This window comes from Anaerocolumna sedimenticola (genome assembly GCF_009931695.1).
Lineage (GTDB): Bacteria > Bacillota > Clostridia > Lachnospirales > Lachnospiraceae > Anaerocolumna > Anaerocolumna sedimenticola.
In genome coordinates, this window is the sequence record NZ_CP048000.1 from 4,376,714 (window position 1) to 4,389,028 (window position 12,315).

At 37.0% G+C, this 12,315-nt stretch carries 9 protein-coding genes; 3 read left to right on the forward strand and 6 right to left on the reverse strand.

Annotated elements, in window-relative coordinates:
* Positions 1-72 precede the first annotated feature (72 nt).
* From Ana3638_RS19430 to Ana3638_RS19440, 3 genes are all read left to right on the forward strand, one after another.
* Positions 73-1,806, forward strand: a complete 1,734-nt coding sequence (locus tag Ana3638_RS19430) for a S8 family peptidase (RefSeq protein WP_161839503.1) — start codon at positions 73-75, stop codon at positions 1,804-1,806.
* A gap of 853 nt (positions 1,807-2,659) precedes the next feature.
* The gene (locus Ana3638_RS19435; protein WP_161839504.1) at positions 2,660-3,235 is read left to right on the forward strand and encodes an N-acetylmuramoyl-L-alanine amidase family protein; all 576 of its coding nucleotides are present in this window, start codon (positions 2,660-2,662) and stop codon (positions 3,233-3,235) included.
* A 24-nt stretch (positions 3,236-3,259) separates the two neighbouring features.
* Positions 3,260-4,552, forward strand: a complete 1,293-nt coding sequence (locus Ana3638_RS19440) for a peptidoglycan-binding domain-containing protein (protein WP_330587667.1) — start codon at positions 3,260-3,262, stop codon at positions 4,550-4,552.
* A gap of 538 nt (positions 4,553-5,090) precedes the next feature.
* Here Ana3638_RS19440 and Ana3638_RS19445 read toward each other — a convergent pair.
* The 6 genes from Ana3638_RS19445 to Ana3638_RS19470 form a co-directional block, all read right to left on the reverse strand.
* Positions 5,091-7,328 carry a DNA internalization-related competence protein ComEC/Rec2 gene (locus Ana3638_RS19445; RefSeq protein WP_246240392.1) on the reverse strand — a complete coding sequence of 746 codons (2,238 nt, stop codon included), beginning with the start codon at positions 7,326-7,328 and terminating at the stop codon, positions 5,091-5,093.
* Between the two features lie 23 nt (positions 7,329-7,351).
* Positions 7,352-8,332 carry a GerMN domain-containing protein gene (locus Ana3638_RS19450; RefSeq protein ID WP_161839506.1) on the reverse strand — a complete coding sequence of 327 codons (981 nt, stop codon included), beginning with the start codon at positions 8,330-8,332 and terminating at the stop codon, positions 7,352-7,354.
* A gap of 257 nt (positions 8,333-8,589) precedes the next feature.
* Complete coding sequence (locus tag Ana3638_RS19455; RefSeq protein ID WP_246240395.1) at positions 8,590-9,843, reverse strand: sensor histidine kinase; 1,254 nt, start codon at positions 9,841-9,843, stop codon at positions 8,590-8,592.
* Between the two features lie 163 nt (positions 9,844-10,006).
* Positions 10,007-10,693 (reverse strand): response regulator transcription factor, encoded by a 687-nt coding sequence (locus Ana3638_RS19460; RefSeq protein WP_161839508.1) that lies wholly within the window; start codon positions 10,691-10,693, stop codon positions 10,007-10,009.
* A 50-nt stretch (positions 10,694-10,743) separates the two neighbouring features.
* Positions 10,744-11,532: a helix-hairpin-helix domain-containing protein gene (locus Ana3638_RS19465; protein ID WP_161839509.1), complete on the reverse strand. Its 789-nt coding sequence runs from the start codon at positions 11,530-11,532 to the stop codon at positions 10,744-10,746.
* Between the two features lie 177 nt (positions 11,533-11,709).
* Positions 11,710-12,144: a DMT family transporter gene (locus Ana3638_RS19470; protein ID WP_161839510.1), complete on the reverse strand. Its 435-nt coding sequence runs from the start codon at positions 12,142-12,144 to the stop codon at positions 11,710-11,712.
* Positions 12,145-12,315: the final 171 nt, after the last annotated feature.

Sequence of the window (12,315 nt, forward strand, 5' to 3'; positions counted from 1 at the left end):
TTCGCAAGACTGCAATTTTCAGTTCCATGTCTGCATATAATGAACTAACAAAGATAGCCTGGGAGTTAAGCCATGCCGAATGGTAAACTGGAAAATGAGTTAAACCTTGCACTTGATATTCCCGAAGCGGATAGAGCGAAAACATTAAATCTGAACGTAGGATATTCTCCGAATACGAACACATGGGAATTGATTGTAAAATACAGCGGAAGCCTTGACCGGATCCGGGAGGAACTGGATATATCTGCTGTTGAACTGATGAGAGGGTATGCAATCCTGACGATACCGGAATATTTGATTGACCGGCTTACGGATTATGGAGAAGTTGAGTTTGTCGAAAAACCAAAGAGACTTTTTTATGAAGTAAACGAAGGAAGGACTGCTTCTTGTATTAACCCGCTTCAGACAGGTATTTACAATCTGTTTGGTGAGGGCGTACTGGTAGCTGTTATTGATTCGGGAATTGATTATTCCCACCCGGATTTCCGGAATGAAGACGGAACCACGAGGATATTGGCATTATGGGATCAGACCATACCGGGAGCACCGCCGGAAGGGTTTGACATTGGAACTCTTTATACCAGAGAGCAAATTAATGAAGCTTTGAATACACCCATGCCCGAGAGATTGGAGCTGGTTCCAAGCACGGATTTGTCAGGCCATGGCACTCATGTGGCCGGTATTGCTGCCGGCAACGGAAGGGCAAGCAACGGGCGGTATCGCGGAGTTGCTTCCCAAAGTGAGCTGATTGTGGTAAAGCTTGGTACATCCATGGGTGATTCCTTTCCAAGAACGACTCAGCTGATGCAGGGAATTGATTTTGCGATTCGAACGGCAGTTATTGAAGGAAACCCCGTTGCGATTAACATCAGCTTTGGTAATAATTACGGCTCACATACGGGACTGTCATTGCTGGAGACTTTTATCAATGATGCGGCGAATATCTGGAAAAATAACATAATTATAGGAACGGGAAATGAAGGTGCTGCCGGAAATCACGCCCAGGGAGTTCTGCAAATGGGAAGAAACGAGGTGATTGAAATTGCCGTCAGCGAGTATGAGTTTGCACTGAATTTTCAAATATGGAAAAATTATTATGATCATTTTGATATTATTATAACTGCCCCGAACGGAACCCGTGTCGGACCAATCCCAAGGATTTTAGGTACGCAGCAGTTTACGGTGGCTCAGACAGAAATATTTCTCTACTATGGGGATCCCACACCCTATAATCCCCAACAGGAGATCTATGTTGAGTTGATTCCGACAAACCGTTATATTAATTCCGGTATTTGGCGTATTGAACTGGTACCAAACCGGATCGTGGAAGGCAATTATGATATCTGGCTTCCGTCAGGAGGTGTAAAAAACCCCGCTACCCGCTTTCTGCTTTCCTCGGAATATACCACCCTGACGATACCCTCTACCGCTGAAAGAGCCATCACCGTAGGAGCTTACAACGCCTATACGGACAGCTATGCACCATTTTCGGGAAGGGGCTATACCAGAAATAACCGGGTTAAGCCGGATCTTGTGGCACCAGGAGTAAATATCAATTCTGCTTCCCCGGGAGGAGGCTATACGATTCGTTCGGGAACTTCTATAGCGACTCCGTTTGTCACCGGCAGTGCAGCTTTATTAATGGAATGGGGCATTGTGCGGGGAAATGATCCTTATTTGTACGGTGAGAAGCTCAGGGCATATCTGATTAATGGAGCCAGACCTTTGCGGATTGAGAGAATCTATCCTAACAGGACTCTGGGATATGGGGCTCTGTGTCTGGATAATACCTTCCGCTACATGTAATAAAGCGAAATACTCCTTTTCTTCATAAAAACTATTGACTTCCATTATTTTAATGTAATGCAGATGGGATGCTTTGCCGTCTATTTGCAGTCAAAGAATACAATGCACTTCTGGGGTATTCATGTTGCGGAATACCCAACCTTTAGAAATTTCAAAGTATATCATAAGCACAACAGCTATAATCAATATCATAGGCACAGAGACGCTCGGAACTTAAAAGTTGCCATCGAGCAAATCAAAAGCCATGATGCCTTTCAATTAAACGGAAGGAAGTATATAAAGAATAATAAGTGATTAGTCTAATGATAACAGTTCTCTAGTCTCAACCTAACTTAAAAACAGTAGTTCCCTTGTCTCGCAAGACAAAAAGCAGTTCTATAGTCTCAGCGTATGCGTCTATCGTCTCATGAGGTACATTACTCGTGTCTCGAATATCTTTATATACAACCTTGAAAATATTCATATTGAAGAAATAATGCATACGCATTATATGTTATCAACCCAAGTTCAAGTGGACTTGCGTCAATAGCGTAGACACAAGTCCATATAAATAGAATTAAATCAATCTCATTATTACTTATCATTAATATAATTAATTAATTAATCTAACATGTATTCAGATTGCTTAATTTGCAGAACAATTTAGCTTGGAAAATGTATTTGATACGTTTTAACTTTATAAGGTAATATGCGCCTAACACGGCACTAATAACATATGGTGTAGCCTTAGTGCATTTGAAATAATGACTATAACAATCTATGAAGGAATTGTATTAGCCTTAATAACAACATTTAACATGAACTTGAATACAATATAATAACAGTTTTATAGAATAGGAAGTATAAGTATTTCATGGCTATTAAAATATTTATAGATCAAGGACACAATCCGACTGGTTACCACAATACTGGTGCCAGAGGTCTTGGGTTAATAGAAGAAGATATTACTTATCAGGTTGGAATCTATCTTGCCAATTTATTAGGAGCTGACCGAAGATTTTCCGTTTTGTTATCAAGACCTACGCATACTACGGTTTTAGGAACTTCAAATGCAACCAGCCTTGCTGAAAGGGTTAGAATGGCGAATGAATGGCCTGCTGATTATTTTATCAGTATCCATGCTAATGCAAATGTAAATCCTGCAATTAATGGAGCTGAGATCTATATATACCAATACAACACTCAAGCACATTGGCTAGCACAGCATATCATGGATGCTATTGTCCAATTTACAGCCTTAAAGAATAATGGCATCCGAATAAATCAATCCTTATATGTTTTGCGCAGAGCTAATATGCCTTCCTTACTGATAGAAATGGGATATCTTACGAATGAACATGATGCCGCTATTCTTAGAGATAATCAATGGCTGATTGCTTATGCAATATATATCGGTATCTTAAATTATTTTGGATTTGAACCGATTTAATATTAATAACAGGAGGGATAAAGAATGATGAAAAATAATAATATTAATCGAAATTTATATAATAAAATTCGTGTTTATCCAGCTGAAATGGGAACACAGACCTTCGGGAGGTTACAGGTTCGCTGCACAACCAGAGGACTGGCACCAATTGATAGTGCAATCGTCCAAATTTCCTCTTCGGCAGAGCCGGAGGTAATTATAGAAGAGCTTACTACCGATTTTAACGGGCTCACACAAGAAATTGAATTACCGGCACCCCCAATTGATTATAGTCTGAACCCTGCTCCAGCCACACAACCTTATTCAGAATTTAACCTTAGGGTAAGCGCACCGGACTTTGAACCGGTTACCGTATCGAATGTTGAAATACTCACCCTTGTAACAGCTCTGCAGGAATTAACCCTAACCCCTGCAGAAATTCCTACTGGAGGTGAATTATATGTAATACCACCTCATACTTTATATGGCGATTACCCACCAAAAATAGAAGAAGAAGAGATTAAAGCTATAGGTGAAACCGGTGAAATTGTATTACAAAATGTAGTGATCCCAGAATATATCGTAGTCCACGACGGTCCTCCTACTGATACTGCTGCACAGAATCACTATGTACGGTACCGTGATTATATTAAAAATGTAGCTTCTAGCGAAATCTATGCCACATGGCCGGAATCAACCATTATGGCAAATATTCTTGCTATCCAGTCCTTTACCCTAAACCGAGTTTTTACGGAATGGTATCGTAATCAGGGATATAATTTTACCATAACCTCATCCACGGCCTTTGATCACAAATGGATTCCGGGCAGGAATATTTACAGTAATATCGGCCTAGCGGTGGACCAGATATTCACCAATTATTTATCCAGACCTAATGTTAAACAACCCATATTAACCCAATACTGTGATGGTTATAGAGTACAGTGTCCGAACTGGATGACCCAATGGGGATCTAAGGAACTGGGAGAGAATGGTCTGAATGCAATCCAGATACTTCAACATTTTTATGGAGATTCCATGTTTATTAACACAGCACCTCAAGTATCTGGAGTTCCAGCTTCCTGGCCGGGAGTAAATCTGACAATAGGTTCCACCGGAGTCAGTGTACGGATGATTCAAGAACAGCTAAACCGTATTTCAGATACTTATGTAGCGATTCCTAAAATGGCTGTGGATGGACAGTATGGACCACAAACCGCAGAGGCGGTAAGAATCTTCCAACAAATATTTAATCTTCCCCAAACCGGTGTGGTAGATTTTGCTACATGGTATAAAATATCTCAAATATATGTGGGGGTTACGAGAATTGCGGAATGAGTTATACGATCGTAACGATTATCATAATAGTTGGACTATCGTTACGAAAATATTCGCTTACTACCATGCCCTTATTTATCAACTCATTTAAAGTCGGGTGAATTATATTTAAGGGTAAGCGTCAAATGAAACACGCCTATAATAAAAAATCTGATCAAGTATAATAGTTATATCTTAATCAGATGTTTTGTTATGGGTCGTGACCCTGTTGAGCACGCAATGCGTGCGAAATATAACCCACCCGCTATGCGGGTGTGAGACGATTGTTACACAAAAAAATCACCTTTGACTTATATTTTATGTTCGTAATTTATTTATCATTTAAGTTGGGCATAATTCATCCAATGAATATGAATTTTATAGGAGCGATACTGTCTAACGATTACTAAATCTTATAACGATTAAACTTATATCGTTAATATGGTTGTGCAAACGCAGTTAGAAAGATGTAATTATTATAACTTAGCCCAATGTTTTTCTCTTGAAAGTCTAGAACTATCTCTGAGCAACTTGCCACAAGACCCTTATAATAAGCTATTTACAGACTTGAACACGGAAACCGAAATTGTATCAATCTCGTAACCCTTTTGTTTAAGACATCATAATCGGTTGCAGGCTGTCTTTCGGCTTCTGCTATAATATCTGAATTATTTTCGGTAATATTAGTATTTCCCGATTTAGCATTATCAGCAGTACCTGCTTGTTCTTTTAATTCCTCTAAAACCATATCTTCCCCATCTGCCTCCAAATCACCGGTTAACAATAAGTCAAACTCCTTATAATTGATACTAAGAACAGTGGAATATGCATTCCGGGATGTGAAACTATAGTCGGCTTCCGGATGCAGACAGGTGAAACGAACACCTCCATCCTCTATAGTATCCCCTCGCTTGATATAAGTTATTTTAATCCCTTTCCTCTCAGCCATAGAAATAAGTTTTTCATATACTTCATCTTTCTCATATATATCAGGGATAAGCAGATTACGGATATTTATATTACCTTTATACAGCATGGAAGTTGCTTCTCCTTTCATATCGTCCATTGCTTCAACTAATTCTTTTAATCCGGAGATATGATCTGAATCCATATGAGTCACAATTGCATAATCCAAAGTTTTAATACCATTCGCTTTCAAGAAAGGTTCCAGCCTGTATTGCCCCACTTTGGAAACATCCGAACTGCCACCATCAACAAGATAGGTTGTTCCACTGGGTGATAAAAGAAATATTCCGTCACCTTGCCCAACATCTAAAAATGTCACATCAAGAGAGCTATGTTTAGATTTAATAAATATAATAAACAGAAAAGACAATAGAAAAATACATAGCTTTCGTTTAATTTTTTTATGAAAGCAAATAAGCAGCAGTACAATTACATAATAGACGGTAATAACCCATATATCCGGACGTCCAATTAAAAAAGTCCTATAAGGTAATTCCGAAGCCGCCCTGCATACCCACTCGTAGGAATTTAACAGATAATGTACTCCCCCAATGGTTAATATACCAAGTGGCAGACTGATACACCCTAATATACCTGCAAGAATAGCCAGTAGAATTATAATGGAGGAAGAAGGCAGAATAATCATGTTAATTATTACAGAGTAGGTAGGAAATTCATAAAAGAAATACAGAATAATCGGAAGCGTTATAATTTGAATACTGATACTGGTTTTTAATCCATCCCAGAAATTATTTCTATACGGAATCAGTATTGATAAAACAGGATTAATTAATCCAATACCCAAAATAGCACCAAAAGAAAGCAAAAAGCCTGCATTTGTTATCTGGAGCGGTGATTGTATTAATATAATCAAAGCACTGAAAGCTGTTGCTGATAACAAATCGTAAGTTCTGCCGATTAATCCGGCAAGCATTAAGATGATTAACATTACTACGGCACGATTAGTAGAAACACTAAAATTAGTCAGCACTCCGTAGGAAAAAATAATTAATATGGAAATACCAGCATTTAAAATTAAAGGTATTTTTAAATGTTTAAGAAATTGAAATAGATACAAACCCAATAACGAAACATGCAGTCCGGATATGGCAAGTATATGTGAAATACCGCTTTGTTGGTACAATTCTTTTATTTCCGGATCCAAAAGAGACATTTCCCCCAGTATCATTGCCGACAATATACCTGCGTTCTTTTTGGGAAGCATCTTATTATATACTTCAATTAATCTTATTTTGATGTCATATAGAAATTGGGGAAAAACGGAATTCTTGCCGGTTATGAGATCTATTTCATCCGCATTCATTTTATAATATATATTTAACATCCTATTGTATTGGTATTCATTGAACTGCCCCGGATTAGAGGCCTGTTGGAATTTTTTGATTTCGCCTTTTGCGGATAAGATATTGCCAATTTCGTATTGGTCTTTAGAAGATGTATATACAGTAATTTTACCACTAATATATTTTTTTGAATTATCCAGATAAATCGTATTATGTTTTAACGTAAGTACTTGGTATTCACCTTTATCCTGAATCATCAGAAGCTGCCCCTGAACGGTACCGCTAATCTCACTTGCAAACAGGTCATCCAGACTGCCCGGTGACAACTGCTGATTCATCCGGTAATACCCCAGTATAAATAATAGGGGTAAACTTAATAAAAAATAATAATTTGATAATCTTCGTTTACTTTTTGGAAGAAAAATCCATAATGTAATCAATAAGAAGCTTATTCCCCTATTATAAATATATAAGAAGAAAAAAAGGAATACAGGGCCAAACCCGCCAAATAAGAGGCCAACAACCATACAAGGGGCCTTTTCATTTTCATCTATTTACTCCCCTCTACCAAATCCAGATTTCTTTCAAATAAATTATCAAGAGAAAGATCTTCCCTGTAATTTTTCTTAACTTCACCATTAATCGTAAACTGTACTTTGTTAATTGTAGAAAGTTCAACAAGGGAATTAACAATAGAATAAATTACTACTTCATCTTTAATTCCGGATACCTTGTTTAGAAACTTTTCATTAAAATCCACATAACAAATACCATCTTTGGTTGATGCATTGATCAATTCCGCTCCATCCGGTATAGTCTTTTTAAGATTCTCTTCTATATTTTTAATTCCTGTCGGACCGGCAATTAAACTTTCAAGAATAAGTTTTTCAATTGATACATTTCCATCAAGAGTATGGATTTTTAAATTTGTTCCTACTAATTTATCACCTTTCTCATTGGCAAAATAAACGGTTACATATACATTCTCCGCGCTGGTATCATCAATAAAATCATCCGCTTTCATGAAGCTGATAGGCTGATCATTTAAACCTTTTAATGGCTGCCCGTCCACATAGAATTCTACATCATCCACCCTGTCAATCTGACATAATGTTTTTACGATGCAGGCACGGCATAGAACTTCAGAGATACCGGTTAAATTATTATAAGCAGAGTTAAAATCAATACTTAACCCATTATCCTCGTTAAAGCTGAAATCCTCCACTATAAGTTTAGCCGGTTTTGCCGACTTAAGAGAGAAATCTTTTGGTTCCTTACCTAAGGCTTCCATGTATTCTTTTACCAGTTCTTCTTTTGTTGTTGCTATCGGTTGATATGGTTCTGCTACAATTTTTGTCTCATTTTTATCAATAAAGTAAAGATAATATTCAGGCTCATCTGTTTTCACTGCGTTGGTATCCTCAACTTTTTTACTGCAGGCTCCCAACAAGGCAGTTATGATAAGAACAACCGTCAGTGATATTAGATTTATTTTATTTTTCTTAAATTTTATCTCTTTCTCTTTCATCATTACCTCCATTCCTGGGCAAGTTTTATGCGCATCTGAAATTTGCGCCAAGTGTACTTGCACACTTTGGTTTCGCAGGTATAAATTTCTAAGGTTGAAAGTGAATTTCTTTCAAATTATACCTTTGCACACCACTAACAATGTTTGCGGTACTGCCACAAATAAAAGGAGTGAAAGTATCCCTGCAAGGCTTCCTTTCTAACTGTTTATTTAATATCAGGCTATTGGGAAACAATCGATAGTTGCGCAATTGCCTGAATTCATGCAATATAATTAATCGGTACCCGTACTGTAAATGTAGTACCCTCATTTTCCTTACTATATACTTTAATAGCACCCTTGTGCATATGAATTGCATTTTTTGTTATGGATAAACCAAGTCCGGTACCGCCTGTACCCCTGGAACGGGCTTTATCTACCCGATAAAAACGGTCGAATATAAAATCCTGTGCATCTTCCGGGATACCGATTCCCGAATCCGCTACTTTCACGTAGAAGTACTTATGGTCAGCATTTAAAGATACTCTTACCCAACCGTCTTCTACGTTATATTTAATCGCATTTTCTATTAAATTGGATAAAGCAAGGGAAAGCTTTACTTCATCCACTTCCGCTATTACCGGGCGGAAGCTCTCATAAATTAATTCAATGTTATTTTTCTTGGCGATTGGACGAAGACGTTTTAAAACGAGTTCTAATAGATCATTTATCTTGATAGAAGTAATATTCATCTCACTTGCAGTCTTATCCAGTTTAACCAAGGATAATAAATCATTGATTATTTTGTTTTCACGTTCAATTTCTTCCGTTATGTCCACCAGAAATTCCCGGTACAATTCAGGAGGTACATTCTCCTGCATGATAAGGGAATCTGCTAATACTTTTATAGAGGTAATCGGTGTTTTTAACTCATGTGATACATTGGATACAAATTCCTGTCTGGACCTTTCCAGATTTTTGATACGCAAAAGCATCTGATTCAGAGAATTGGATATCTGTTTTACCTCATAAAATCCATCCACTTTAACCTCTTCGTCCATATACCCTTCCGTAAGATGGCCGATTGCCTTTTTTAAGTTAATAAAAGGTTTTGTAAATACACCGGAGTAAAAAAATGCATATACAAATATGAGGATGGCTGTAGTAAGGAATAAAACGCTTGCTTTTTGGGATAATTTTGATGATACGGAATTAATATTTTTCGTAGAGAAGTTCATTAAAATAACACCCATAATATCCTTGGAGGTATTATGTGTGATGGGTACCGTCATCTCGACAAAATTATTCTCTTTGTCCTGGCGAATACTATTAATCCCTTGAAGGCACTTAATGACATCTTCAGAAATTATGATATTACCATCTTCTATTCCGTAAGTATCCTTTAATATATTTAACTTACTGTCTACAACTAATATTCTTCCGTCATAAATATTAGCGATACGTAATAATTCCGTGTTAACTTCCTCTATGGATGGGTCACTGAAATAACCGGAGGATAGTAATAGATTTGCCATAGAACTTCCCTGACTTTGCAAATCATTTTTCCTTTGTTCAAAAGCCGTTGAATTATAGGTGTTCAACATTTCCCAGGTAAAAAATAAAATCGGAAGAACACCAATTAAGAAGAGTGCAAATAAAGAATGCACTCTCATACTTTTTAAAAACCATAATTTTTCTTTAATCTTGGAAAAAATAGCCAACACCCCATTTTGTATGTATATATTTTGGCTCGCTAGGATTATCTTCAATCTTTTCGCGTAAACGACGAATGTGTACATCCACTGTTCTTACATCACCAGGATAGTCATATCCCCATACAATATTGAGCAAATTTTCTCGGCTATATACTTTATTGGGATTGAATATTAATAATTCCAGTAAATCAAATTCCTTTGCTGTTAAATTCACTTCTTTATTATTAACATAAACACGTCTGCTTTCACAATCGATTTTCAGGTCTTCAAACTTAATGACTTTAGCCTGATTATCCGTTGTTTTCTTGGAACTTCTGCGCATAATAGCCTTGATACGTGCTTTTACTTCCAGTATATTAAATGGTTTTGTTATATAATCATCTGCTCCGTATTCCAAGCCCAGAATTTTGTCCATGTCATCTCCCTTAGCAGTGAGCATAATAATCGGCATATTGGAAAATTCACGAATCTGCTGGCATACCTCAAATCCTGTAATTTTAGGCAGCATTACATCTAACAATACCACATCATACTCTTTCTTTTTGGCAGCTTCCAATGCTTCTTCACCATCATAAGCACAATCAACTTCCATACCGTCCTGTTCCAGGCTAAAGCGTATCCCTTTTACGATTAATTTTTCATCATCAACAACAAGTACTTTCTTACCCACATTCATCACCCATCCTATAATTTCTAAGCCGGTTTCCTAAAGGAAATTGCTCAATTTACTGTAATCATTTCACAGATTTTATTATAAACGGAATCTTTTATTCCGTTAATATTCTTAATTTCTTCAATTGTCTTAAACCCGTTGTGTTCCTGCCTGTAAGCCATAATGCTTTCTGCTTTCGATTCCCCAATGCCAGGCAATGTCATAAGTTCCTCCGCTGAAGCAGTATTAATATTAACTTTCCCGGAAGTGATACCACCTTTAGCGTCTGTACCTCCGCTTTTAGAAGTAACATTGTCTGAAGCCAGCTGATTTATATCATCGCTTAAAACGTTTGTCTGCAGGTTTTTTACTTCCTCCTTGGTTGGAATATAAACCTTTTGTCCGTCATCTACTTTAGCAGCCTGGTTAACATAATCTCCGGCTGCATCTTTTGTTAAACCTCCGGCCAACTTAATAACATCCACCAATCTGGTTCCTGATTCCACCTCATATACATCAGGATTCTTCACTGCTCCGCAAACGTGTATATAAATAGAGTTCCCGATGTTATCTGAAGTTTCAACAGAAGATTGATCTTTCACTTTATCATATCCAGACTGATTTATGAAAGTTCTATCGGCTTCTCCTGTTTCTTCCTTATCATTACTATTTTTCTGTCTTTCATCGTTCGCTTTTTGACTTCCGGATTCTATGGTGTCCACCGATTCCATATGATTGGAAACCTTATCCTGCAGGACAATGTTCGCCGGCTCTTTATCTCTGCAGCTATAGAGAATTCCAGCAAATAGTATTAAAATAATAATGATTCCGATTTTTAATATACTCTTTTTTTCCATAACTTAGTCCTTTCTTATTCACTTCCATGAATTATCATTCCATAGAGGTATATAAAAAAGGTCTTATCAATAATGTATCCTCAATACTTTACTGCATGATAATATTCTACCTAATAAATTGTACGATTACAATAGGTATTTTGAAAGATTTTAAAATGTAAGAAAAACGTCAGAAAACTAGTCCCATTTAAAGGTAATAATTCCTCCGATTACTAATATAACTCCGATTAATTTACGCCATACAAATTTTACCTGTTCCACTCCAAATATACCAAAAAGTTCAATAACATAAGCCATAATTAATTGTGAGGTAACGATCAGCATAATTGCTTTTGCCGGTCCTAAGGAATCCACACTTTTTATAACCGTATACGTGATAAAAGCACCGATAGCACCGCCTAACAGCATATATTTATTATCCACCTTAAAAATGGTACCAAAACTGCCCTCCCGTCCGGTTATAAACCAGGCTGCAAGACATACTAAAAATGCCGTAAACTGTACAAAACTGGAGGATACCCATATACTTGTTTCTTTCGTTACTCCCGTGTTAAATACCCCTTGGATACTCATTAATGCACCTGATATGATTGCAATAATCCATCCCATCATAATAATCACCTTCATTTTAATAGTACGGTTACCTATAATATCCAAATCCGTCTATTATATTCTTGCCAAATCAATGGCAGCATATTCATAATAAGTAAAATAACTTACTGTCAGGTCTGATCAATACTATGGCATAAAAATAGAAGATGTAATAATATATTCACACAGGGT

What these genes read in the sequence shown, in the direction of transcription:
- Ana3638_RS19455 (WP_246240395.1), bottom strand. Translation starts at nt 9,843, where the DNA reads ATGGCAAATCTATTACTATCCTCCGGTTATTTCAGTGACCCATCCATA.
- Ana3638_RS19465 (WP_161839509.1), bottom strand. Translation starts at nt 11,532, where the DNA reads ATGGAAAAAAAGAGTATATTAAAAATCGGAATCATTATTATTTTAATA.
- Ana3638_RS19430 (WP_161839503.1), top strand. Translation starts at nt 73, where the DNA reads ATGCCGAATGGTAAACTGGAAAATGAGTTAAACCTTGCACTTGATATT.
- Ana3638_RS19435 (WP_161839504.1), top strand. Translation starts at nt 2,660, where the DNA reads ATGGCTATTAAAATATTTATAGATCAAGGACACAATCCGACTGGTTAC.
- Ana3638_RS19440 (WP_330587667.1), top strand. Translation starts at nt 3,260, where the DNA reads ATGATGAAAAATAATAATATTAATCGAAATTTATATAATAAAATTCGT.
- Ana3638_RS19445 (WP_246240392.1), bottom strand. Translation starts at nt 7,328, where the DNA reads ATGGTTGTTGGCCTCTTATTTGGCGGGTTTGGCCCTGTATTCCTTTTT.
- Ana3638_RS19470 (WP_161839510.1), bottom strand. Translation starts at nt 12,144, where the DNA reads ATGATGGGATGGATTATTGCAATCATATCAGGTGCATTAATGAGTATC.
- Ana3638_RS19450 (WP_161839506.1), bottom strand. Translation starts at nt 8,332, where the DNA reads ATGATGAAAGAGAAAGAGATAAAATTTAAGAAAAATAAAATAAATCTA.